Here is a 25,241-nt window from a genome sequence, read left to right on the forward strand (position 1 = left end):
CCGAGACCGTTGTGCATCGGGGGGATTCATGGCAACCATCCGTTCCGTCCTGCACGAGGCGACGGACGTCCTTCGCCGTCATGGTCTGCCCACCCCGCGCCTGGACGCCGAAGTCCTGCTGTGCCGGTCACTCGGGACGGATCGCACGCATCTTTATTCCCATCCGGAGGAAATCGTCGGCCCGGACACCCTCGGCAGGTTTCGCGAATGGGTGGAGAGACGACGGCGACAGGAACCAGTCGCATACATCGTCGGAGAAAAGGAGTTCTGGTCGATCCCCTTCGCCGTTGACCCGCGGGTTCTGATTCCCCGGGCGGACACGGAAATTCTTGTCGAAGAGGCCCTCCGGGTGGCACAGGCCCGTGATCGCATCCTGGATGTCGGAACGGGAAGCGGTGCCGTGGCCGTGGCGCTGTGCCGGGAGCTGCCCCGGGCATGGATTGTGGCGACGGATTGCTCTCCCGAAGCCGCGACGGCGGCGGCGGGAAACGCGGAGCGGGCGGGCGTGGCGGATCGGGTGTCCATCGTGGTGGCGGACCTCCTGGAGCCGCTATGTGGACCTTTTGATGTGATCGTCTCGAACCCCCCTTACATTCCGGAGGATGAATTCAGGGAACTGCCTCCCGGGGTAAGGGAATATGAACCGAAAGAAGCCCTGTGGGCTCCCGGTGACGGAACGGCGGTACACCGCCGGCTGATTGCGGGTGCCCCATCCGTCCTGAAGGATGGAGGCTGGCTCCTGTTGGAGACGGGCGATCGGCAGGCGGGAGAAATCGCGGAAGCGTTGAAGGATGACGGCCGTTATGACCGCATCGGCATACGGCAGGACTACGGGGGCCGGGACCGCGTCGTGAAAGCCAGGAAAATGGAGATCGAGCATGGATAAAATCGTCATCCAGGGGGGCAGGAAACTGAAGGGGGACGTTCCCGTCAGCGGCGCCAAGAACGCAGCGCTGCCCATCCTGTTTTCGGCGCTCCTGACGGAGGGGACGAACCGGTTCGGCAATATCCCGAACCTGGTAGACATCAAGACGGCCCGCAGGCTGCTGCACAATCTCGGCGTGCGAACGGAGGGAAACGGAACCATCCAGGTGGATGCCACCACGATTACCAGTTGCGAGGCTCCGTATGACCTGGTGAAGACGATGCGGGCCTCCATCCTGGTACTGGGACCGCTGGTGGCCAGGATGGGCCAGGCACGGGTCTCCCTGCCCGGCGGGTGCGCCATCGGGGCGAGACCCGTCAACCTGCACATCAAGGCGCTGGAAGAGATGGGAGCGGAGATCCGCCTGGAGGAGGGGTACATTGATGCAAGGGCGCGGAGGCTCAAAGGGGCGCGGATTTACTTCGATCTCTCCACCGTAACGGGAACGGAGAACATTATGATGGCCGCGACCCTCGCCGAGGGGACGACCATCCTGCAGAATGCCGCGAAAGAGCCCGAAGTGGTCAACCTGGCCGATGTTCTGGTCGGGATGGGCGCACGCATCCATGGAGCGGGAACGGACGTGATCACGATTGAAGGGGTCCCGCGCCTTCACCCCGTGGAGGCCTCCGTCATCCCCGACCGGATCGAGGCGGGTACGTTCCTCATCGCCGCCGGCATGACGGGCGGGGACATCCGCCTGACGGGATGCGATCCTGGCCATATCGAGGCGCTGACTGTGAAGCTCCAGGAATCGGGCATGACCATCGAGACGGAGCCGGGTGGAATCCGGGCCGTCGGGACCCGGCGGATCGCGAGCGTCGATGTGAAGACCCTTCCCTATCCTGGCTTTCCGACGGACCTCCAGGCGCAGATCATGGCGATGATGGCCCTCGGGCAGGGTTTCAGCGTCGTGACCGAGACAGTCTTCGAAAACCGCTTCATGCACGTGAGCGAACTGCTGCGGATGGGTGCGGACATTGATATCCAGGGAAGCAGCGCCTTCGTGAGAGGGGTCCCGCGGCTTCTCGGAGCACCGGTGATGGCCACCGACCTCCGGGCATCGGCGTCCCTGGTCCTGGCAGGGCTGGCCGCGGAGGGACGGACGGATGTCGCCCGCGTCTACCACCTGGATCGCGGGTATGAGTCCATGGAGAAGAAGTTTTCCGCTCTCGGGGCCGATGTGAAAAGGGAGAAGGCATGAGATGAGGATCATCCGCACAGGCGATTCCCGGTTTGAAGAAGTGTTCCGGCAGATCGCGGGACGGGGTCGGGTCTTCGACGAGGATCTCTGGAACACGACGTTCCGCATCGTTCGGGATGTGGCCGACCGGGGCGACGAAGCCCTTTTCGCCTATACGAAGCAATTCGACGGCTGCCTTCTTTCTTATGGTGCGGTTGAGGCGTCGTCGGCGGAGATTGAAACCGCGCTGTCGGCCGTTTCCCGGCAGGAATGGGAGATCCTTCGCCTGAGCGCCGGGCGGATCGAGCGATATCACCGGAGACAGGTTCTCCCGGACTGGCGGATCGACGATGAGGAGGGCGTGCTCCTGGAACAGCGGGTTCTTCCGCTGGACCGGGTGGGCATCTATGCCCCCGGAGGACTCGCGGCCTATCCGTCGACGGTGTTGATGGCCGCGATCCCTGCCCGGATCGCCGGGGTGAAGGAGATCCTGCTCGCCTCTCCGGTACGGGACGGGCGTCTTCATCCCCTGATCGCCGCAGCGGCGAAGCTTTGCGGGGTCACGCGCATCCTCAAGATCGGGGGAGCGCAGGCCATTGCGGCTCTGGCGCACGGGACCGCGTCGGTGCCGAGGGTCGACAAGATCGTAGGGCCCGGCAATGCATATGTGGCCGCCGCCAAGCGGATCGTCTTCGGGGAGGTCTCCATCGACATGATCGCCGGACCCAGTGAGGTTCTGATCGTTGCCGACGGCAGCGCTCCCGCAGCATTCGCCGCCGCGGACCTCATCGCCCAGGCGGAACATGATGAATCGGCCAGCGCGGTCCTGGTTACGCCCGATTCGGAGTATGCCTCCCGCGTGTCGGCAGAGGTGGATCGGCTGGTGAGCGGCCTGTCCAGGAGAGAGATCCTGACACGGTCCCTGGATCGGTACGGTGCGATCTTCCTGGTGAAGGACCTGGAGCAGGCGGCGGACGTCGCCAACCGGTTCGCGCCGGAGCACCTGGAACTGATGGTGGAGAATCCCCGGAGTATCCTGTCCGGGTTCCGGCATGCCGGCTCCATCTTCCTGGGGGCGCATGCACCCGAGGCGATCGGGGATTATCTCGCCGGTCCGAACCACATCCTGCCTACCGGTGGAACCGCCCGCTTCTCGTCTCCGCTGGGTGTGTACGATTTCCTCAAGCGGACAAGCATCATCCAGTTTTCGCCGGAGGCCTACGGTCGCTACGGGGCTTCGGTTGCGGCTTTTGCGGCGATGGAGGGGCTGACGGGACACGGGTTGGCCGCATCCGTCCGGATGGATGGGACTTCGTCCGGCGATCCGGGCTCCCGACAATCGGCTCTTGAAGAGGATACGACGGGAAAAAACCCTTGATAAAAATATCGGTCTCCATTAGGATGGCGCTCCCATTCAACATCAGGAATCATCGAGGGCGGGCGTAATTCAGAGGTAGAATGTCAGCTTCCCAAGCTGAACGTCGTGGGTTCGATTCCCATCGCCCGCTCCATTGATTTCCTTCCTTCATGGGGTATCTCCAGCCCCTGTTTTCGGGGCAAATCCGGGCTTCCTGCGGAAAAAAACACTTGATATTGCGGTTTGGATATGTTACCGCCCCGCCAGATCATCGTGGATTTCTGATGAGTGGGCCTGAGCCCACTTTTTTTTTCAAAGCAATGGAAAACGGCCCGACCGGAAGGTCCATCGAGGAAGCGATCTGGAATTTGGCGGAACCCACTGCGGATGCAGAGGGCGTGGAATTGATCCACGTGGAGTGCATCCGTATGAAGACCCGCTGGATCGTGCGGATTTTCCTGGATAAGACAGGGGGCGTCACCCTGGATGACTGCTCGCGGGTCAGCCACGTTCTGGGGGATCTCCTGGAGGTCCATGATCTGCCGCCGGGGCCTTACACACTGGAGGTCTCCTCGCCCGGGCCGAACCGGCCTCTGTCCCGGGACCGTGACTTTTCCCGCTTTTGTGGAAGCCCGGTGATGCTGAGGCTGGACGGTTCGCTGGACGGGCTGAGGAATGTCCGCGGAACCCTCCTGGAGTACGATGCCGGAGAGGCGGAGAGGATGCTCCTGGTGGAGGTTGACCGTGAGGTCCGGCGCATTCCGAGAAAAGCCGTTGTGAAGGCAAACCTGATTGATGTTGAGGGAGAGACCCGTCGTACGGAGGTCCCCCGAAAGGGAAAGAGGAAAACCCGTCACTGAGTCGCAGCCGGGGTGGCACACATCGTCTCCGGATCGGCGCACAGACTTGGAAACGGCAGCCGCCGGCAGGCGCCCGGGGCAGACGAATGGCCTGCCATCCGTCCTGATCGCGTGCCTGGTGACGAGCCATATTTTGTAAGCGGAGGAACGTTCATGTTGCCGGAGTTGAAACGACTGATCGAACAGATGGGGAAAGACCGGGGAATCGACAAGCAGATCATCATCGAGGCCCTGGAGGCGGCGATGCTGACGGCAGCGCGCAAGAAGCTGGGTCCCCACGTGGAGATCGAGGCTCACTATAACGATGAAGCCGGCGAGGTGGAGGTTTTCCAGTTCAAGATGGTGGTGGACAAGATTCTCGATCCGGATCTTCATATCCTGCTGGACGAAGCGCGACAGACGCTCGACGAGGAGGCGGAGCCCGGGGACAGCCTGGGAATCAAGATCGATACGAGCACCTTCGGAAGAATCGCCGTTCAGACGGCCAAGCAGATCATCATCCAGCGGGTCAAGGACGCGGAACGGGATAACATCTATGACGAATACAAGGACCGGAAAGGGGAATTGATCAACGGATTTGTCCAGCGATTCGAGGGAGGATCCATCATTGTAAACCTTGGTCGGGCGGAGGGTGTGATTCCCGTATCCGAACAGATCTTCAAGGAAGTGTACAAGCGGGGGGAGCGGATTCGTGCCTATATCCTGGAAGTGAAGCGAATTACAAAAGGGCCGCAGATCATTCTCTCGAGGACCCATCCTGGGTTCCTGCGGGCACTGTTCGAGGTCGAGGTTCCGGAAATCTCCGAGGGACTCATTGAACTGGTCAATGTGGCGAGAGAACCCGGGAAACGGGCGAAAATCGCCGTGCGCACCAAGGACAAGGATATCGATCCGGTGGGCGCCTGCGTCGGCATGAGGGGATCCCGCGTGCAGAGCGTGGTTCAGGAACTGCGGGGCGAGAAGATCGACATCGTTCCGTATTCCGACGATCCGGTCAAGTTCGTCTGCAGCGCCCTGTCCCCGGCCAAGGTGGAAAAAGTGCTCATGGACGAGGAAAACCGTGCCATGGAGATCATCGTTCCCGATGATCAGCTTTCCCTGGCCATCGGCAAGAACGGGCAGAATGTTCGGCTGGCCGTTAAGCTGACAGGCTGGAAAATCGATGTGAAGACGGAAGCACTTATTTCTTCCCAGGAGGATCCGGGACACAAGGAGTTAATGGGGATCCCCGGGATGAGCGAAGAGCAGGCGGAACAGCTTTATGAGAACGGTTTCAAGACCGTGGCGGCCCTGGCTGCCGCGGATCCGGAGGCGATCTCCGCGCTGCCCGGTATGGACATTCAAGTGGCGGCCCAATGGATTGAAGAAGCGGGAAGGATGATCACGCAGAGTACTGTCGCCGGAAAAAGCGAGTGATCAAAGACCCAACAGGGTGTTTTCCTCTGTTTGGACTTCGTCGGAGGAAGTCGGGATGTCGAAGAAGAGGGTATACGAACTGGCGAAGGAGCTGGGCCTGGACAACAAAGAGCTCATTTCCCGCCTGGAAAAGATCGGTGTCATCGTGAAATCTCACTCGAGCACGCTCGAGGAGGCGGACCTGGAGAGGATCCAGAAAGAATTGCTGGCGCCGGAGCCTCGGGAGGTTGTGGAGCAGCGGATCAAGTCGACCGTGATCCGGCGCCGTGCGATACGAACGGCTGCGGAAGAAGAACCTGCTGAAGTGCCCGAGCAAACGGCTGTGGAAGCGGAAGCCGAAATGGAAGCGGAAGCGGATGAAGCGCCCGCAGCGGCCGTGCCGGAGCCTGCCGAACCGGTGCAACCTGCGGCTGCGCCGGCCACCCCACCGGAACCGCTAAAAAAGGAAGCCGAACCGGCGCAACCGGTCGCTGCAGCGACGGAGCCGGCTGCTCCTCCTGCAGAGGAAAAGAAGCTTGAAAAGCCTCCGGAGGTTCCCTCCCGCGGCACGACTGCCACGGTCATATCCAGGCCCGCCCCGGGTGAGATCCGAAAACCGTTTGTGAGAAGGGAACCGGTTTCGCCGAGGCAGGCTCCTGCCGCCCCGGGTGCAAGAAAAGAAGCGCCCCGCAGGCCCGATCTAAAAGTGACGAGGGATGTTCCGCCGGCAGCTCCTCCAGCGGGTGGGACACCGGACAAGAAGCCGAAATGGGTGGCCGACAAGAAGAAAAAGACCATTGAAGTGGTCATGGGCGAGCAGCCGGGTCAGAAGAAGAAGTCTATGGCGCGCAAATCCCTTGACCGGCGGGACATCCGGCAGGAACTGGATACCGACGAGCGGGTGGCGCACTGGCGTGATGAGAAGAAGGCCACGGTTGTCCGCATGCAGAAGCCCCAGATCACGGTTCCCAAGGCAAGCAAGCGGCGGATCAAGGTGATGGAAGCCATCACCGTCGGGGAACTGGCAAAGAAAATGGGCGTCAAGGCCAGCGAAGTCATCAACAAGCTGATCGGGCTGGGGTTGATGGCGGGGATCAATCAGTCCATCGACTTCGACACGGCTGTGCTGATCGCGGGTGACTTCGGATATCAAGTGGAAGCGGCCGCTTTTGATTACGATGAAACCATTCAGCGTCCGGAGACGGCTCCGGCGAATCTGAAGCCGCGGGCTCCCGTCGTGACGATCATGGGGCACGTCGATCACGGAAAGACGTCTCTCCTGGACGCGATTCGCCAGACCAACGTGATTGAAGGAGAGGCGGGCGGAATCACCCAGGCGATTGGTGCCTATCACGTCCACATCAAGGACCGTGACATCGTATTCCTGGACACACCCGGCCACGAAGCGTTTACAGCCATGCGCGCCCGCGGAGCCCAAGTCACGGACATCGTCGTGCTCGTAGTTGCCGCCGACGACGGCGTCATGGAACAGACCGTGGAGGCCATAAACCATGCCCGGTCGGCCGGCGTTCCCATCATGGTGGCCATCAACAAGATCGACAAGCCGAATGCCGACATCCCACGGATCAAGCAGGGACTGACGGAATACAACCTGGTTTCGGAGGAATGGGGAGGAGACACGATCTTCTCGGAAGTGTCTGCGAAAAAAAAGGAGGGTATCGAGGAACTACTGGAGATGATTCTTCTCCAGGCGGACGTGCTGGAACTGAAGGCCGATCCGGATCAATCGGCCCGGGGTATTATCATCGAGTCAACACTTGATCGTGGACGCGGGCCCGTAGCGACTGTCCTGATTCAGGAAGGCACGCTGAAAGAAGGGGACCCCTTTGTTTCCCGGACGGAATTCGGACGGGTCAGGGCTATGATCGACGACCAGGGGCGACGGGTGAAAGAAGCCCCACCCTCCATGCCCGTTGTCGTCATCGGATTCTCAGGGGTTCCCCATGTAGGGGCCGAGTTTGTGGGTGTGGAAGACGAGAAGAAGGCCAAAAGCATCAGCGAATACTGGGTACGCAAGGAACGGGAGAGAGAGCTTACCGCAACATCCAAGATCACCCTGGAACAACTTTATCAACGAATGAAGGAGGGTGTTAAGGAACTCAACGTCATCCTCAAGGCCGACGTTCAGGGGTCCGTCGAGGCCCTCGCAGATGCCCTCAACAAGCTCGGTACGGATGAAATCAAGGTCAAGATCATTCACAGTTCCACCGGCACCGTGACGGAGACGGACGTCATGCTGGCCTCCGCCTCCAATGCCATCATCATTGGTTTCAACGTCCGGCCCGATGCGCGGGTTGCCGAGCTTGCGGAAAACGAAGGCGTCGAGATCAAACCTTACGATATCATCTATAATGTAATCGCCGATATGAGGGCGGCCATGGAAGGGCTCCTGGAACCGGAGTACCGGGATGTGGTCCAGGGACACGCGGAGGTCCGCCAGCTCTTCAAGATTCCTAAGGCGGGGACCATTGCCGGCAGCTATGTCGTGGACGGCAAGATCTCCCGCAACGCCCAACTAAGGCTGCTTCGACAGGGGGTCGTGCTCTATGACGGCCGGTTCGCTTCCCTCAAACGCCTGAAAGACGATGTCAAGGAGGTCCAGACCGGTTATGAATGCGGGATCGGCATCGAGAACTTCAACGACCTCCGTGAAGGAGACGTGATCGAGGCCTATGTGAAGGAGCGGGTCGAGCGGAAATTATAGAGATGAACTACCGGGATATGAATTCCGGCTGGTGGGAGTTAAGATGGTCATCGGATCCGGAATCCTGGAAATCCTGATTCCCGACAGCCGGTCCCTCAAGGACAAACGGGGAGTCCTGAACCGGATCCTCAAGAGAACACAGAATTCGTTCAATATATCCATCGCCGAGGTGGGCCTGCAGGACTTGTGGGGACGGGCGAGAATCGGGTTCAGCATCGTAGGAAACGACCGGGCCTATGTGAACCGGAAGATCGACATGGTGTTGAATTTTATCCAGGAACAGCAACTGGCCGAAATTCTGCAGACCATGATCGAAATAACCAGTGTGTCGGAGCGGATGTCCCCCGCACTCTATGAGGAGCGGAAATATGCAGCCCTTCAAGAGGGCACAGAGGGTGGCGGACCAGATCCGGATGGAGATCTCGGAGATCCTCCGTCGTCAGATCCGTGATCCGAGGATCGGATCCGTTACCATCACGGATGTCCGTGTGACGGATGATCTTCGCATGGCACGGATTTTCTTCGTCGAACTCGGCAAGGACGATGTGGCCGCCGAGACGTGGGAAGGACTCGAAAGCGCAGCCGGTTTTCTGAAACGGGAGTTGGGGCACAGGCTCCATCTTCGCTACGTGCCGGATATTGTTTTCAAGCACGACCCGTCTTTTGCGTACGGGAGCCGGATCGAGGGACTGCTCAAGGAGATTCATCAGAGAGACGCAGAGCACGATGCAGAAGATTCTTGATATCATCCACCGGGGACGGTCTTTTCTCGTCGTCGCCCATGCCAGGCCCGATGGGGACTCTGTCGGATCCATGCTGGCGCTTTACCACATGCTGAAGACCGCCGGAAAAGAACCGCTTGTCTATTCCCAGGACGCGATTCCGGAAAACTACCGCTTTCTGCCGGGTTCCGGCGAGGTCGTGTTCGATCTTCCGGCCGGCCGGATGTATGATGCTGTGTTTCTTCTCGACTGCAGCGAACTGGACCGGGTTGGAGACCGGTGGGAGGAAATCAGCAAGGCAGGTCCGCTTGTCAATATCGATCACCACATCTCCAACGACCGGTTCACCGATGTGTTCCTTATCGACGCCCATGCCAGTTCGACGGCCGAACTCCTTTATCGCCTGGCGGTCGCCCTGGGGTGGGAACTGTCAAAAGAAGCCGCCGACTGCCTTTACACGGGAATCCTCACGGATACGGGAGGATTCTGTTACGGCAACACCGGCCGGGACAGTCTGTTCGCGGCGGCAGACCTGGTGGCCAGTGGAGCCAATCCGCAATGGGTTTCCGAGAATGTGTATGAAAGCAAGCCCCTTGAAAAAATCCGGCTTCTGGCGAGGGCGATGGCGACTATGGAGTTTCAGCTCGACGGAAAGGTCGGACTGATGGTTGTGACGCTGGCCGATTTTGCCGCCTCCGGAGCGCTCTTCGAGCATACGGAAGGCTTTGTCGATTTTCCCCGGGGTATCAGGGGGGTGCAGGTTTCCGTCCTTTTCACGGAGGTCGCGGATCGGTCGTACAAGGTCAGCCTGCGCTCCAAGGGAAGGGTTAATATCGAGAAGGTGGCCCGTTCTTTTGGTGGCGGGGGCCACATGAATGCCGCTGCCTGCCGGTTGGAGGGCGAACTGGCGGATGTCGTGCGGCGGGTCCTGGAGGAGATCGAAGCGGTCCTGTCGGAATGAATGGTGTCGTAGTCGTGGACAAGCCGGCGGGAAGGACGTCTCATCGCGTCGTTCAGGATGTGAGGAGGACGCTGGGCATCCGGAAAGCGGGCCATACGGGGACCCTGGATCCGCTTGCTACGGGAGTTCTTCCGGTGTGCCTGGGGGAGGCGACAAAACTGGCCCCTTTTCTGATGGAGGGGATCAAGGAATACCGGTCGACGCTGCTCCTGGGGACAACGACGGATACCCTGGACCGCGAGGGACGGATCCTTTCAGAACGGGAGGTTCATGTTTCATCCGTAGACATTGAGGAAGCAATCCCCCGGTTCATAGGCCGGATCCGACAGGTGCCCCCCGTGTACTCCGCCATCAAACTGCATGGGGAGCCTCTCCACCGGAGAGCCAGGCGGGGGGAAGCCGTTTCGTCGCCTCCCCGATGGGTGGATATTTACCGTCTCGATGTCGAAGAGATCCGGCTTCCGTACCTGACCCTGCGGGTTGCATGCTCGAAAGGGACCTATATCCGGTCTCTGTGTGCAGACATTGGAGAAGCCCTTGGCTCCGGGGCCTGCCTCACAGAGTTGCGACGCCTTCGAAACGGTCCTTTTGCGGTTGAAAATGCCGTGTTTTTCGACGGCATGACACGGGAGGAGGCCCGGAGCGTCCTGCTGGAGGCCGTGATCCCCATGGCGGAAGCCTTGGGGAGTGGTGTCCGTGCCGTTACCGTCGACGCGGATGAGGAAGGGAGAATCCTGGATGGCGGACAGCCCAGGGTGGATGCGCTCCGGGGGGTTGATATCCCTTTTCTTGCCCCCGGAGATATGATAAAAGTATTGAATGTGCAAGGAGAACTGGTCGCCGTTGCCGAGATGCTTTTTTCTTCGGAAGAACTGCTGACCGAAAAGGGAGATATTCAGGCGGCGAGGCTCCTGCGAGTATTTCTTCCGTCCAGCATAGACCGAAATCAGTGAAAGAGGGAGGATATAGAGGTGTTAGATACGGAGAAGAGAAAAGACATCATCAAGAGCTATCAACTCCATGAGGGAGATACCGGTTCCCCGGAGGTGCAGATTGCCCTCCTCAGCGCCCGCATCGAGTATCTGACGGAGCATTTCAAAATGCACCAGAAGGACCACCATTCCCGCAGGGGGCTCTTGAAGCTTGTCGGCCAGCGGCGAAGGCTGCTGGATTACCTGAAGAAAAGCGATGTGGATCGCTATCGAAGCATCATCTCCCGGCTGGGTCTCCGGAAGTAATGCGCGGTCCGAAAACCGTGCCGCCGATCCCGGAAACGGGAGAGGAATGCATGGAATCCTTACATTCCTTGCCCGATCAAGGATCGACTGAAAAAGAGGAAAAATACGATGAGTCAAGTCTTTAGTACAGATTTTGCCGGAAGACCGATTTCGGTCAAGGTGAATTACATGGCGGGCCAGGCCAACGGCAGTGCGCTCGTCCAATATGGAGACACGGTTGTTCTCGTGACAGCCGTGGCCGTCAAAAGCAGGAGGGAAGGACTCGATTTTCTACCCCTTACAGTAGATTATCAGGAAATGACTTCTGCCGCAGGAAAGATTCCCGGTGGCTTCTTCAAGCGTGAAGGACGTCCCAACGAACGGGAAGTTCTCACCTCGCGAATCGTTGACCGCTCCGTTCGTCCCCTTTTCCCTAAGGGATATGTTTACGAAACCCAGATCGTGGCGACGGTGCTGTCGGTGGACAACGAGAACAATCCGGATGTAGCGGCCATGCTGGGTGCCTCGGCCGCCCTGGAAATATCGGACATTCCTTTCAAGGGTCCCGTCGGTGGGGTTCGTGTGGGAAGAATTGACGGCCGATTTGTCTGTAACCCTTCACAGGAGCAGATGACCCAGAGCGACTTCAGCCTATTTCTCGTCGGACGAAAGGTCACTCCAGGTACCGGCGGAAAGCCCTACGATATAAACCTTGTCATGCTGGAAGGGGAGGCCAGAGAAGTCGCGGAAGACGTGTTGGTGGATGCCATACAATGTGGTTTGGACGAACTCGCGGCGGTGATTGATCTCCAGGACAAGATGCGGGAAGCCATCGGTCAACCGAAGCGGGTGATTGAACCGCCGAAGGTGGATGAAGCGCTTGCACTGCGGATCAAGGAACTGGCCCTGCCTGGATTGCAGCAGGCCTATGTGACGCCTGGGAAGCATGACCGTTATGCCCAACTGGATGCCCTGAGGGACACCGTTCTGAAGACGGTTACAGAAGAAAATGAGGCATCGGCGCCACAGGCCCGGGGAATTTTTGAGGACCTGGAAAGGCAGGTCCTGCGGGGCATGATCCTGGGACAAAAGAAGAGAATCGATGGCCGTGCTTACACTGAAATCCGACCGATATGGTCGGAAACGGGCATCCTGCCGAGAGCGCATGGTTCGGCCCTGTTCACAAGGGGTGAAACCCAGGCCTTGGCCTCCCTGACGCTGGGTACTTCGTCCGATGAACAAAGACTCGACTTCATCATGGGGGAAGAGTTCCGATCCTTCCTTCTGCACTACAATTTCCCGCCTTACAGCGTGGGTGAGGCGAGACCGCTGAGAAGCCCGGGCCGTCGGGAGATCGGACACGGGAACTTGGCGCGGCGAGCCCTGGTACCGGTATTGCCATCGTCGGAGGAATTCCCCTACACGATTCGGATCGTTTCCGAGATTCTTTCCTCGAATGGCTCGTCTTCCATGGCCACCGTTTGCGGGGGTATTCTGGCCCTCATGGATGGCGGTGTTCCTGTGAAGGACGTCGTGGCAGGCATTGCCATGGGTCTCCTGAAAGAAGGGGAAGATGTAGCCGTTCTGTCCGACATCCTGGGCGACGAGGATCATGCAGGTGACATGGACTTTAAGGTCTGCGGTACGAAAAACGGTGTCACAGCCCTGCAGATGGACATCAAGATCGACGGCCTCACGGAGGCAATCCTCCGCCAGGCCCTGCAGCAGGCCAAGGAAGGCCGCTTGCATATCATCGGAAAACTGAAGGAGACACTCTCCCAGGCCAGAAGCGACATTTCCATTTATGCCCCGAGAATCACGACCGTGAAGGTTCGCCCGGAACGGGTGAGGGATGTCATTGGGACGGGCGGGAAAAACATCCGCCAGATTATCAGCGAAACGGGTGTGACCATCGACGTGGAAGACGACGGGACCGTGACGATTGCCTCCAGCGACGCCGAGGCTTCGGCCCGCGCCGTTGCCATGGTGAAATGGCTGACCGAGGATGCTGAGATCGGCAAGATATATCGGGGAACAGTGAAAAAGATCGTCGATTTCGGCGCCTTCGTCGAAATTCTGCCGGGGACCGAAGGCCTGATTCATATTTCCCAGTTGGCCAAGGAGCGGGTGAACAAGGTGACCGACATTCTCCAGGAAGGGGATGAAGTCATGGTGAAGGTCCTGGAGATCGACAAGGCCGGAAAGATCCGCCTCAGCCGCAAGGAAGCCCTGTGAAAGCATGATCCGGAAAAGCATTCTCGATAACGGCATCCGGGTCGTGTCGGAGAGCATCGACCATGTCCGGTCGATCACGATAGGGGTATGGGTTCAGTGCGGGACGCGGTATGAAGACGGATTGACCAATGGCATGTCTCACTTTGTTGAGCACATGCTTTTCAAAGGGACCCGGAAGCGGTCCGCCTTCGACATCGCATCGGCCATCGATTCGGTCGGAGGCGTCCTCAATGCCTTTACAGGCAAAGAACTGACATCCCTCTACGTCAAGATCCCCGACTATCATCTGCCCATGGCGATCGATCTCCTGGCGGACATCCTTCAGGAATCCGTTTTCGATCCGGAGGAGATCCAGCGTGAGAAATCGGTTGTTCTCCAGGAAATTCATATGTTGGAGGACACACCGGACGAGCAGATCCATGATTTCTTCGAGGCTCTCTTCTGGGACGGGCATCCACTCGGGCTTCCCGTACTGGGGACGAAGGAGAGAGTCGAGGGCTTCAGCAGGGAGTCCCTGACGCAGTTTTTCTCCCCGCGTTACCGGGGGGAGAATCTAGTCATCTCGGCGGCCGGGCGGCTGGAACATGAAACGCTGGTTCGCCTTGTGAAGTCCTCCTTTTCGGGACTTCAACGAGATGCTGTCCGGGAGGTGACGAATGTTCCCATGATCACTCCCCGGATAGGATCCCTGGAGAAGGATTTGGAACAGGTGCATCTGATTATCGGCACGCCGGCTCCATCATCCATCGATCCGAGACGATACGCCGGCTTTCTGATGAATGCCGTTCTCGGCGGGAGCATGAGTTCCCGGCTCTTTCAGGAAATCCGCGAGAAACGGGGATTGGCATATGCCGTTCATTCCTACCTGACCCCCTATCTGGACACGGGAATGCTGGGCATCTATGTGGGAACAAGTGACAGCAAGGTCCGGGAAGTGGTCGGGGTGGTTATGGACGAGATGCTGCGTCTGGCCAGCGAGCCTTTGACAAACCAGGAACTCCGGGGGGCCAAGGAATTGATCAAGGGCAACTTCCTCCTGAGCATGGAAAGCACCGACAACCATATGACCAGGTTGGCAAAAAACGAAATCTGTTTCGCACGGCAGATTCCACCGGAAGAGACCGTCTCAGCCATTGATGCCGTGGAATGTCTGGATGTCCTGGAACTTGCCCGGGAAATGTTCAATCCCGACAAGATATCGGTAGCGGCAACGGGGAGGGTTTCCGAAAAGGACCTGACCCTTGCTATTCTCCATCCGTGATTGCATACGCCTGACATGGAAATCCTGGAACTGGCCATTCAGCGTCTTCCCGGTGGTACGGGACTGCCATTTCCATGCTATATGACCATGCATTCCGCAGGGATGGATATTCACGCGGCCGTGACGGGAGATACGGTCATCCAGCCGGGAGAAAGAGTGAGGATTCCCTCCGGATTCGCCATCTCCCTCCCGGCGGGTTTTGAGGCTCAGGTTCGGCCCCGCAGCGGACTGGCTCTCAACCACGGAATAACACTGGTGAATACCCCGGGAACGATCGATGCAGACTACCGGGGAGAGATTGGCATTCTCCTCATCAATCACGGCCGTACCCCCTTTACCGTTCGAAGGGGGGATCGAATCGCACAACTTGTCGTGCAGCGGGTGGCCAGGGTGATCTGGGTTGAGCGGGAACACCTCGATTCCACGCTTCGGGGAGAAGGCGGTTTCGGCCATACGGAATGAGGGTGGAAGCATGAAGAAACATCGGGTTGCCAAGAGCTATCGGGAGATCAACGATCGGATCCGCCAGGGAAGAGCTGTGGTTGTTACGGCGGAAGAGATGATCGATATCGTCGAGCGTCATGGGGACGTCGAGGCGGCCCGTCGAGTCGATGTGGTGACGACCGGTACGTTCAGCCCCATGTGTTCATCCGGTGCGTTTCTGAACTTTGGGCACACGTCCCCAAAAATCAAAGCCTCCAAGGTATGGCTCAACGACGTGCCGGCCTATGCCGGAATCGCCGCGGTGGATTGTTACATCGGGGCGACGGAGGTGGTGGAGGGCGATCCTCTCAACAGTGTGTACCCGGGCGAGTTCAACTACGGTGGCGGCCACGTGCTAGAAGACCTGGTTGCAGGAAACCTGATCCGGTTGCGGGCTGAATCCTATGGAACGGACTGCTATCCCCTCCGTAAGTTCGAGAAAAACATCACCATCCACGATCTTAGAGACGGGACTCTTTTCAATCCCCGGAATGCCTATCAGAACTACAGTTGCGCCGTGAATCTTTCGGACCGCACAATCTACACCTATATGGGGATGCTGCGACCCCGGGCCGGAAATGCGAATTATTCGACATCCGGCCAGCTCAGCCCGCTCTTTAATGACCCTTACTACCGGACCATAGGTATCGGTACACGCATTTTCCTGGGCGGAGCCCAGGGATTCTGTGCCTGGCCCGGGACCCAGCATAATCCGAATGCCGTGAGGGGGAAAAACGGTGTGCCTCGGGAGGGGGCTGGTACAATTGCAACAATTGGAAACCTGAAGGAAATGTCTCCGGATTGGATCGTCGGCGCAAGCATTCTCGGGTATGGCGTATCCCTTTTCGTAGGGATCGGTATTCCGATTCCCATCCTGAACGAAGAAATGGCCCGTTTCACAGCGGTCCGGGATGAAGAGATTGTTACACAGGTTTATGACTATGGGATGGATTATCCGAAGGGGGCAGCAAAAAGCCTAGCGGAAGTGAATTACAAGGAACTCCGGAGCGGTTCGGTTCGGCTGTTTGAGAAAGATGTGCCGACGGCGCCGTTGTCCAGTATGTATAAAGCCAGGGAAATTGCAGTTATCCTCAAGGATTGGATCGAGCGGGGAGATTTTTTGCTCGGCGAACCTCAACAGAGCCTGCCAACGGTGGATGCTCAATAAGCATTCCATCCTACCCTTTGCCTTACATTTTTTGACCAATTGTAAGTTCCAACTCAATCATTTTATCCTGAATTTGATTTTATGTTGCAAAGCGTTTAAATTTGCTTTATATTTCCTATCCAAATTGCGTAACGAAATACCTGTCTCAATCTAAATATTATGCGGGTAGGTAGGTATCTTTTCGTATTCATAATGTTTATGGCGATTCTCATCACCTTCGGAAACCGGGGGTTGCTGGATAATTACAGGATGGGCAAGAAGCTGGCAGCCATCCAGCAAGCGAATGAGGATATCGTACAAGAGAACAGGGAGTATCAGAAGAAAATCGATTTGCTGAAAAACCATCTGGGTTACATTGAGATGGTGGCCCGCAATGAGTTGGGCATGGTCAAGAAAGGAGACGTTGTATATCGATTTCCGAAATAAGTGTGACGGAAATAGCCCGCTTGCCGGCATCAGCGGCAGGAGGAGAGTGACGAACCCATTTCTTTTGTGGTGATCCCATGTTCGATATCAGAAACTTGTTTGCCGGAAAGAAACAGGTTGTGGGACTGGATATCGGGTCCAGTTCACTGAAACTGGTGGAAGTTCTGGATTCCGCTGATGGCTATCTTTTAAATCACTTTTCTCAGATCCCCCTTCCCAGAGGCATTATCGTCGACGGCTTGCTGGTCGACCAGAGAGCCCTCACTGAAAAAGTTAAAGAACTGTTTAAAAATTCCGGCTGCAGCAAGAAAGCGATTGTTACATCCTTGTCCGGTCATTCCGTGATCGTGAAGAAAGTCAATTTTGCCACCATGGAAGAGGAGGAGCTTCGTGAGCTGATCCGGGATGAAGCGGCCAAGTACCTTCCCTTCGACAACATGGATGATATCAATTTTGACTTCGAGATCCTCGGAGCCTCGGAATACAATCCGAACCAGATGGATGTTCTCATCGTTGCCGCCAAGAAAGAGGCGGTCAACAGCTTCGTGGATGCCCTTATGGATGCGGGCCTCTCCGTTGCAATCATGGATGTCGATTCCTTTGCCCTGGAGACCATGTACGAAGAGAATTACGATTATCAGGAAAACGAGATGGTCGTGATTGTGAATATCGGGGCGACCATTACGAACATAAGCGTCATCAAGAGCGCAACATCTGTTTTTACACGCGATTTCACGCTCGGAGGGAATGCCGTCACGGAGGCGATTCAAGAGCGGTTCGGGTTGACGTTTGAAGAAGCGGATCAGGTCAAAGCCGGGAAGATGGCCTTCGACGACGCTGCCCGGCGTGAGGTCATGGCCAGCCTCCTTTCCTTCGCCGAGCCCCTGATCCTGGAGATAGAACGATCCATTGAATATTTTCAGTCTTCTTATGGAGGCGCATCCATCAAGAAGATCATCCTTTCCGGCGGAGGAGCCAACCTGCCGGGATTAGCAGGAGAACTGTATCAGAGACTCAACATTGAAACCGAGATCGTCAATCCCTTTCGGAAGATCGGCATCAACAGGAAGAAGCTGGATCCGGACACCATGGATCGCATCGCCTCGATTGCCGCGGTAGGGGTGGGTCTCGCATTGAGGAGGATTGGCGACTAATGATCCGCATCAATCTGCTCCCATACGTTGAGAAGAAGAAAAAAGAAGACACAAAAGCGGAGTTGTTCGTCTATGCCGGAGTGATTCTCCTGTTTCTTGTCCTCCTGGGTTCCGTGGCTGCCTACATGATCATGACAACGAGCAGCCTTGAATCGGATATTGCAAATAATGAACAAAGACTTGCGGTTCTGAACAAAATTGTCGGCGAGGTGGAAACGTTCAAGGCCGATAAATTGTTGATGGAGAAAAAGCTTTCCATTATCCAGAAGCTGGAGGAGAACCGTCTTTATCCCGTGCGAATGCTGGACCAGTTTACATCCCTGGTTCCGGTAAAGGAGATTTGGCTCGAAAAGATTGCGGAAACAGGGACGAATCTGACCATCGAGGGAATGGCCGTGGACAGCATTGCCGTTGCCAGATTCATGAAAAGTCTTGAAACGGCCTCATTCATCAAGTCTGTCGATCTCGTCTCCTCCAGGCAAAAAGATCTTACCGGCCGCAAACTACAGCAATTTACCCTGAAGTGCATCACCAGAAGGAGCATGTGAGCCATGGCCCTGTCGTCCCTGGAGGATCTGAAGAAGTTGTCCATGCCGGCGAAGATCGGAATTCTTTGCGCGGTCCTTCTCCTGCTAGGGTATTTTTTCTGGTTCTTCTACCTGGAAGGCGCTCTGGAGAAGAAGAAGGGACTGGAAGAAAAAAAGGCGACCCTGGATCAGCAGATTGACGAGAAAGACCGCATCGCCAAGCAGAGGGATAAGTTTATAAAGGAAGTGCAGGCCCTCAAGGATGCATACCAACTGGCTCTCACCAAACTTCCAAACCAGAGGGAAATTCCCGGACTTTTCCTGGCTGTTGCGGAAGCCGGAAAGGAGGCGGGGGTTGAGTTTGTTCTCTTTGAACCGAAGGCCCCGGAGAAGAAAACAGAGGCGCAGCCACAGGTCGCCCAGAATCTGAAGCCTTCCGACCAGCGGGCGGAACAGAAGACTCCGGATGCAAAGGCAGGGGAACCGGCCAAGGGAGCAAAGGGGAAGCAGGCTGAGCCCGTATCATTCTATGAGGAAATCCCCGTAAAGGTCTCTGTGAACGGCCCGTTTCACAGTGCGGCCGTCTTCTTCGACAAGGTGGCCAAGCTTCCGCGAATCGTGAATGTCGAAGAAATAACCATGGGAGAGGGAAAGGATCTGAAAGGTCAGAGGGTCCTTACAACATCCTGTATCATCAAGACATACATGTTCCTGGATAAGGCCGATGAAAAGAAAAAACCGTAGTTGGATGGGAATAGCCGCCTGTGGAGCGTTTCTGTTGATGGCGGCCGACGGATGGACCCAGACGGCGGTACAGCCGGTTCCACAGCCGCAGGTTCCGGTGGAGACGTACCGGTATGTTCCAGCAGGGAAGCCGGATCCGTTCAAGCCCTTTATCGAGTTGAACAAGCCGCTGGTGGTCAAAAAGACAACCGGCCGCCGGAAAATGGGCCCCATCTCCCCGTTGCAGAATCTGTCTCTGGAACAGTTTTCCCTGGTGGGTATTGCCGTTGGCAAAGCCAGTCGTGTCGCCATGATGGAGGATAAAATCGCCAAAAAGTTTTATCCCGTGGTGTCTGGCACGTACATTGGACAAAACGATGGCCGCGTGGTGGAGATCCTGGCCGATCGGATCATCGTGGAGGAGAGGTTGCGAGAGGGCGGAGGAAAGGTGAAAGCGAAGCGGATTCCGATTCTGCTTCACAAGGATGAAGGGGTGAAACCATGAAGCGATTGATTGAGGGACTACTCGTCGTTTTCTTTGTACTGGCCGTCCTTCTGCCTGGAGGAAATGCCGCCGATCCAGCTGTATTGGAAGGCATCACATTCGATCATCCGACCGGGAAGGAGCGGGTCAATATCCTGGTATCGAAACCCGCTTCATTCACAGTGGAGGAACGGGATGGAAACATTGTGCGAATTCGGCTGGAAGGGGCTTCCGTGCCGGACAAGCTCAAACGGACCCATGGAGCTGGAGAATTAGACAACATCAAGAGTATTGTTGCTGACGGCAAAGGATCAGGGAGCCGAAGCTGGGTCGCCGTGGATGTCAGCCTGAAGGAGCGGGTACCGTTCGTCGTCAGGCAGAGCAGTCGTTCTATACTTGTAGATTTCAATGTGACCACGCTGGCGCTCGCGAAGCCTGCCGCACCGGTTGTAAAGCCTTCCGTGCCGGTCGTAAAGCCGTCCGCCTCGACGAAAACGCCGGTAGTTTCCAGCAAGGCGCTTCTTCTCGGGCAGGCACCGGCGGAAACCAAACCGGTACAGGTCGCAAAATCTTACGACCTGGATGCAGCGGACGGGGAAAAAGCGAAATACACCGGCCAGAGAATTTCCATCGATTTCCAGGACGCGAACATCCGTTCCGTCTTTCGTCTCCTTTCCGAAGTGAGCGGGAAAAACATCGTTTCGGCAGAGGACATCAAGGGGAGCGTTACCATTACCCTGAAGAATGTTCCCTGGGATCAGGCCCTGGATACGATTCTTTCCCTGAACAGCCTGACGAAAAGGGAATCGGGTGACGTTATCTCCATCATAACCCAGGATAAACTGAAAAAAGAAACAGCCGACAGGAAGGCCATCGAAGACGAACAGAGAAAATCGGAACTGGCCCGCAAGGAAGAAGAACAGAAACAGCTCGTCGAGAAGGGTCGGCTGCGGCAAGTGTCCATTGAAGCGAAGATCATCGAGACGACGGACAGTTTCATCCGGAATCTGGGCGTTCAATGGGCGGCCGGTGGCACCGGTCTGGGAGGTGCAAACAGTTATCCTTATGGTGCGGCAGGAGGAACCAACCCGTCCCTGCTGAATTCTCTCGTGACCACTCCGCCCACGGGGATAGGCCTTACCAGTGAGGCCCTGGCTGTGAATTTCCTGCCCATGGCCTCAACCATAACATCTCCGACGCTCGGCATCGTCCTGGGAAGCTCCAAGGCGGTTCTGGACGTGCAGCTCGCCGCCAGTGAAACAATCAGTGAGACCCGTATCATATCTTCTCCGAAAATAACGACGATGGATAATGTCAAGGCCATTATCAAGCAGGGTGAGGATGTACCGTACGTGACACCGGCATCCTCCACAAGTCCGGCCACGGTATCCTTCAAGGAAGCAGTCCTGAAGCTGGAGGTGAAACCCCGTTTGACGCCGGATGGAAAGATATCGATGGAGATCAAGGCGTCCAACGACTATGCAGACTACGCTAGGGCCGCAAGCCTGCAGAACAACCCACCGATCAACAAGAGCGAGATCGAGTCCACGGTTGTCGTGAGAGACGGCGATACGATCGTCATTGGTGGAATCATGAAAACCACGGACACGGAGGCCGTAACGGGGGTTCCATGGATCCATAAGATCCCTGTTCTGGGCTGGCTTTTCAAGACGGAAGACATCACGAAGAAGAAAACGCAGTTGCTTATCTTTGTCACGCCAAAGATCATCAATTCGACGGATACAGCGGTTTTTGCCGAGCCGGCGTTGATGTCAGCGGAAGGATAGACGGACGCGCAGAACAGAACCTGGAGACATGGGAAGCCCCTCCCTGCATAATTGCTCGGGGAGGGGCTTTCTCTTGTACGCCCAGAATGGCCGCACTCATGCGGGTGCAAGTCCCGCCGCAAGTTGATCACAGCGAGCGAAGAGAAGCGCAACTGGGTAGTGTCAAGAATCTTTCGCTTTTATCATTGCAGTGCCCACCGGGGTTTAGATTGCCTCCACAAGGTCGATGGCTTGATCCACGTCCTGTACTTGGAGTAGATCCGTTCATTGATGGGTGCGCGCACCGCAATGCGCAATGATGAATGGCGGAATGGAGGATGGAGGCATTCCCGGAGCGTGCAGAAAACAAGGGGCTCCAGACAATCGAGAGGGAATCTTCCTTTATCCGAGCGGTTTCAGTAGATGGAGGACCCAAGAATTATAAAGAAAGGGGACAGACTCGACGTGTCTGTCCCCTTTCATGGGTTTGGCTATTGACTCCCGAATCCGCTCTTCGCTAGGCGGATCGCTATTGCAGGCGCCGGTCCCTCCAGTAGAGCATGTTCGTTCGATTGGATGGCGACACGGGGTTGATGTCAGCACGCATCGTGCTGGCACCCGTTCCGGCACCTCCGCTGACGGTCACGTAGAGATCCGGCACCGGCGACGATCCCGGCTTCAGGGAGATGACCGGTGCGGAGGGGATCCCCACGCCGAGCGTGACACTGCGGGCTGTTCCCGTACTGGTCGTCAGGGCCGCACCACCCGTCGTATAGTTCACGCCATAGAGTTTTGCTGTCCCAGCCTGTGAGCAGAGATCGCTCCCGATCGGAGGTGTATAGGATGTGAAATAAACAACGCCTCCATAGACCGTGGGGTCGGCCAGCATCTTTTCACCCTGGCCGGCGAGGTTGATGTACCACCCTTTCTTTGTGGTCGAGGCGGTGTCGTAGGTTCCTGTTGTAATATTTTCAAGGTCATTGATCGAGTATGATGTCGTCCGGTCATTGTCCTTAAGGCCGAAGAATTTTTCCTGAGCGTTGGACGCCGTCGGATCCGACTTGTCACCCGTGCCCCAGTATATCCACAAGTTGTTCTGCTTGTCTTTCGCGACGGCGGGACTCGTGAAAATGGGTCGTATGGTACCGGTAGAGGCGGCAAAGAGATAACCTCCCGACCAGCTCGATGTCGTGCAGTAGGGATTGCTGGCGAGATCCGCAGCAGAGCACATCTTGAATCGCCACATGCTTCCACCAAGGTCTCCAATGTAAACTGTATCGATGAAGTTGTCATTGTCCGTATCGGCAATGGCCGGAGGGGCCGGGAGGCTGTAATTCATGTTCGTATTGTCCGACCGGGTGTAGCTCCACAGGACGGTACCGTCCGCCAGGTCAATAATGTAAAACCCCTTGCCCCGGGGATCGCAGGTTCCGCCGCCGGCGCACTCGGAGGCATTGTAGCCGGCTCCGATGAAACCCACCCATTTTTCGTTCCCCAGGATACTGACCCGTCCGATCTGCATGCGGCTCCAGGGATCTCCCAGGTACGGCGCCTGGGTGCTGGAAGGCATGATGCGCCACAGGTATGTCGGGGTTAGCGGATTGGTTACGTTCAAGGCATAGAATCCGCAATAGTTGGAGTATGTCGTGCTGTATGTGGAATTGAAGCCGGTGTCACAGGAAGCGGATGAACTCCAGAGGGTTGTGCTTCCGCCCCTGCCCAGGCCGAAGACGAGGATGCTCTTCCAGTCGGTGGATGTCTTGCTGGTGCCGTCACCGCTACCGGTCCAGTACTCGGATACGGTTACCTGCCCGTCCACGTAATAGGCATGGGCCAGCAGCGTGGGATGGGTTGAATGGGCAAGCGACTTGAGTCGGTACAGGAAATTGGGAGGGATGAAGCTCCACGCCTCCTCACCGTCACTTGTCTTAAATGCATGCATCTGGGCGTCATTGGCGCCGGCGAGGATGACCCGGTTCCCGATGGCGGAGGTCCTGGCGTGGCTCGATCGAAACGCGGAAAACGCGTTGTTGGCGTCTCGGGTGTCATTAAAAAAGGATGACGGCGTGCTGATGGTGATCGGGTTGGAGCGGAACACGTCCCCGAGTTTCCAGTAATCGAAGTTGTAAGCGGATTCGCCGCGCAGATATCCTACGATCATGTTCCGTTCGGCATCGGAATCGGCGTTGAAATAGCTTCTGGCAATGCTCGTCGTGAAGGCTGTCAGGGCTCCTCCCACGTACGTATACATGGTCCGGGTGTCGGCCCCCCGGGACTGGAGAATGGTGCCCGCGTTCCAGACCACGCTGCCGACACTTCCGTCGGTATTGATGTTGTATTTCCTCAGGTGCCCGAGCCAGAAGGGATCGTTTGTCACGGGCTGGAAGGAGCCTTCATAGATGAAATTCTCGTCCTGCGTCCGGGTCGACTGGACGGAGGCCTGGGAGAAGGAATAGGTTGCCTCGCGAATGATCGTGAAGGCCGCCTTCAGGGCTGAGGAGAGCTCAGCCGGGTTCGAAGCGATGAAGGCATACCCGGAGAGGGACAGTTCCCCGGGGTCGTTGGGGGAGTAGTAATGGCCCTCTTCACCCGTCAGGGTATGGTAACAGATTGAATTCGCTGCATTGTAATCCGCCGTGGCCAGGCACTGGCTGCCGCTGGTGACCGTAACGGCCGTACACGGGGATGTCACCTCGGTATAGGCCGTCGGGTTCCCTGTATTGGTTGCCTGGGGGTTGTCTGTGCCTCCGAGGTAGGCGGCCCAGTTCAAGGTGTTTTTGAGGAAGTGGGGCATGGCGGCTCCAAAGCCGATTACGAAGGTGCGGTAGCCGGCGGCGGAAAGCGCCCGTGCTTTTTCCACGAAGGCCCGCCGACGCTTGTACTGATCCACCTGGTTTTCCTGGCCATTGCCGCTGCAGGCAAAGGTGTCGGCACCGTCGGTGATCAGGATGGCGAACTTCGAGCGGCATAGAGCCGCGCTGTCGGTGTTTTTGTGGTAGTCAAGGTATGACTTGGCTTCTGTCAGGGCGCCTGCCAGTGGTGTGCCGCCTGTGGCGGTGGCCCCGGAGATGGTCGAACTTGATCCGACATCGGTGGTTGAGCAGCTCGAAGTTTTGCCGCAATAGATGGAGCTGTACTTGGTGTCGATGGTCTTCAGGACCATGTTGCAGCCGCTTGAGTAGCTCCCGCTTTCATCGGATCCGCAATTGTAATAGCGCATGTACCCGAGCCGGATTCCCAGACTGTTTGAGTCCTGAAGGTTGATGTACGTGTCGTTGTTGTCGTCCAGGATTTCAAATAGCCCCCGCTTGGCGATGGAAAGGCGGCTGCAGTTGGTTGTATAACCAGTATGGCTGGTCTTGTAGAAAGCCCCGTCACAATTCGTTGTTCCGTATTTGGGGACATTCGTCGTACTGATCGTGCACTTTATGAGGCCTGCAGCGGGATCGTTATAGAACGGCCCGTCGGAGGAACAGCTGGCTGCATACATGTATTCTCCGGCGGCCGCCCAGTTCATGCTTCCCGAAAGGTCGAGAACGATCAGTGCGTCCGGCGCCAGGGAGGTGAACAGAGCGGACTCGTCCGCCTCATCCTCCTGGGCGTTTGCCGTCAACGGCAGGACCAGGCAAACAAACAACATCAATAGAAAACAAGCCGAACGCTTCATGG

At 57.1% G+C, this 25,241-nt stretch carries 22 protein-coding genes and 1 tRNA gene; 22 read left to right on the plus strand and 1 reads right to left on the minus strand.

Annotation, left to right across the window (positions count from 1 at the left end):
* Positions 1-28: 28 nt before the first annotated feature.
* The 22 genes from prmC to PLO63_13375 all read left to right on the plus strand — a co-directional run bounded on the left by prmC (position 29) and on the right by PLO63_13375 (position 21,593).
* Entirely contained in the window at positions 29-886 is an 858-nt protein-coding gene (gene prmC, locus PLO63_13270) for a peptide chain release factor N(5)-glutamine methyltransferase (protein ID HOI75109.1), read from the plus strand.
* Complete coding sequence (gene murA / locus PLO63_13275; GenBank protein ID HOI75110.1) at positions 879-2,129, plus strand: UDP-N-acetylglucosamine 1-carboxyvinyltransferase; 1,251 nt, start codon at positions 879-881, stop codon at positions 2,127-2,129. Before prmC ends, murA begins: the two co-directional genes overlap by 8 nt.
* A 1-nt stretch (position 2,130) precedes the next feature.
* Entirely contained in the window at positions 2,131-3,486 is a 1,356-nt protein-coding gene (hisD, locus tag PLO63_13280; GenBank protein ID HOI75111.1) for a histidinol dehydrogenase, read from the plus strand.
* A 58-nt stretch (positions 3,487-3,544) separates the two neighbouring features.
* Positions 3,545-3,619 (plus strand) — tRNA-Gly (locus PLO63_13285).
* Positions 3,620-3,833: 214 nt separating this feature from the next.
* Positions 3,834-4,325 (plus strand): ribosome maturation factor RimP, encoded by a 492-nt coding sequence (gene rimP, locus PLO63_13290; GenBank protein HOI75112.1) that lies wholly within the window; start codon positions 3,834-3,836, stop codon positions 4,323-4,325.
* A 153-nt stretch (positions 4,326-4,478) separates the two neighbouring features.
* A complete protein-coding gene (gene nusA / locus PLO63_13295) occupies positions 4,479-5,741 on the plus strand; it encodes a transcription termination factor NusA (protein HOI75113.1) in 1,263 nt (420 codons plus the stop codon).
* 55 nt (positions 5,742-5,796) lie between these two features.
* Positions 5,797-8,445 carry a translation initiation factor IF-2 gene (infB, locus tag PLO63_13300; GenBank protein ID HOI75114.1) on the plus strand — a complete coding sequence of 883 codons (2,649 nt, stop codon included), beginning with the start codon at positions 5,797-5,799 and terminating at the stop codon, positions 8,443-8,445.
* 43 nt (positions 8,446-8,488) lie between these two features.
* The gene (locus PLO63_13305) at positions 8,489-8,896 is read left to right on the plus strand and encodes a DUF503 domain-containing protein (GenBank protein ID HOI75115.1); all 408 of its coding nucleotides are present in this window, start codon (positions 8,489-8,491) and stop codon (positions 8,894-8,896) included.
* The gene (rbfA, locus tag PLO63_13310; protein HOI75116.1) at positions 8,859-9,188 is read left to right on the plus strand and encodes a 30S ribosome-binding factor RbfA; all 330 of its coding nucleotides are present in this window, start codon (positions 8,859-8,861) and stop codon (positions 9,186-9,188) included. Before PLO63_13305 ends, rbfA begins: the two co-directional genes overlap by 38 nt.
* The gene (locus tag PLO63_13315; protein HOI75117.1) at positions 9,172-10,128 is read left to right on the plus strand and encodes a bifunctional oligoribonuclease/PAP phosphatase NrnA; all 957 of its coding nucleotides are present in this window, start codon (positions 9,172-9,174) and stop codon (positions 10,126-10,128) included. Before rbfA ends, PLO63_13315 begins: the two co-directional genes overlap by 17 nt.
* Positions 10,125-11,081, plus strand: a complete 957-nt coding sequence (gene truB, locus PLO63_13320; GenBank protein ID HOI75118.1) for a tRNA pseudouridine(55) synthase TruB — start codon at positions 10,125-10,127, stop codon at positions 11,079-11,081. The genes PLO63_13315 and truB overlap by 4 nt, the downstream gene beginning before the upstream one ends.
* A gap of 18 nt (positions 11,082-11,099) precedes the next feature.
* Positions 11,100-11,366, plus strand: coding sequence for a 30S ribosomal protein S15 (rpsO, locus tag PLO63_13325; protein ID HOI75119.1), 267 nt, complete (start codon positions 11,100-11,102; stop codon positions 11,364-11,366).
* A 108-nt stretch (positions 11,367-11,474) separates the two neighbouring features.
* A complete protein-coding gene (locus PLO63_13330) occupies positions 11,475-13,580 on the plus strand; it encodes a polyribonucleotide nucleotidyltransferase (GenBank protein HOI75120.1) in 2,106 nt (701 codons plus the stop codon).
* A gap of 4 nt (positions 13,581-13,584) precedes the next feature.
* On the plus strand, positions 13,585-14,841 hold the full coding sequence (locus PLO63_13335) for a pitrilysin family protein (protein HOI75121.1): 1,257 nt from the start codon (positions 13,585-13,587) through the stop codon (positions 14,839-14,841).
* A 15-nt stretch (positions 14,842-14,856) separates the two neighbouring features.
* Complete coding sequence (gene dut / locus PLO63_13340) at positions 14,857-15,303, plus strand: dUTP diphosphatase (protein HOI75122.1); 447 nt, start codon at positions 14,857-14,859, stop codon at positions 15,301-15,303.
* 10 nt (positions 15,304-15,313) lie between these two features.
* Positions 15,314-16,492: a homocysteine biosynthesis protein gene (locus PLO63_13345; GenBank protein ID HOI75123.1), complete on the plus strand. Its 1,179-nt coding sequence runs from the start codon at positions 15,314-15,316 to the stop codon at positions 16,490-16,492.
* 198 nt (positions 16,493-16,690) lie between these two features.
* On the plus strand, positions 16,691-16,918 hold the full coding sequence (locus tag PLO63_13350) for a septum formation initiator family protein (protein HOI75124.1): 228 nt from the start codon (positions 16,691-16,693) through the stop codon (positions 16,916-16,918).
* A gap of 77 nt (positions 16,919-16,995) precedes the next feature.
* Positions 16,996-18,072, plus strand: coding sequence for a type IV pilus assembly protein PilM (gene pilM, locus PLO63_13355; GenBank protein HOI75125.1), 1,077 nt, complete (start codon positions 16,996-16,998; stop codon positions 18,070-18,072).
* A complete protein-coding gene (locus PLO63_13360; GenBank protein ID HOI75126.1) occupies positions 18,072-18,620 on the plus strand; it encodes a PilN domain-containing protein in 549 nt (182 codons plus the stop codon). Before pilM ends, PLO63_13360 begins: the two co-directional genes overlap by 1 nt.
* Positions 18,621-18,623: 3 nt before the next feature.
* Positions 18,624-19,343, plus strand: coding sequence for a type 4a pilus biogenesis protein PilO (gene pilO / locus PLO63_13365; protein ID HOI75127.1), 720 nt, complete (start codon positions 18,624-18,626; stop codon positions 19,341-19,343).
* A complete protein-coding gene (locus PLO63_13370) occupies positions 19,324-19,827 on the plus strand; it encodes a pilus assembly protein PilP (GenBank protein ID HOI75128.1) in 504 nt (167 codons plus the stop codon). The genes pilO and PLO63_13370 overlap by 20 nt, the downstream gene beginning before the upstream one ends.
* Complete coding sequence (locus tag PLO63_13375) at positions 19,824-21,593, plus strand: secretin and TonB N-terminal domain-containing protein (protein ID HOI75129.1); 1,770 nt, start codon at positions 19,824-19,826, stop codon at positions 21,591-21,593. Before PLO63_13370 ends, PLO63_13375 begins: the two co-directional genes overlap by 4 nt.
* A 508-nt stretch (positions 21,594-22,101) precedes the next feature.
* Here PLO63_13375 and PLO63_13380 read toward each other — a convergent pair.
* The gene (locus tag PLO63_13380) at positions 22,102-25,239 is read right to left on the minus strand and encodes a PilC/PilY family type IV pilus protein (protein HOI75130.1); all 3,138 of its coding nucleotides are present in this window, start codon (positions 25,237-25,239) and stop codon (positions 22,102-22,104) included.
* Between the last annotated feature and the right edge of the window lie 2 nt (positions 25,240-25,241).

Source organism: Syntrophales bacterium (genome assembly GCA_035363115.1).
Taxonomy (GTDB): domain Bacteria; phylum Desulfobacterota; class Syntrophia; order Syntrophales; family PHBD01; genus PHBD01.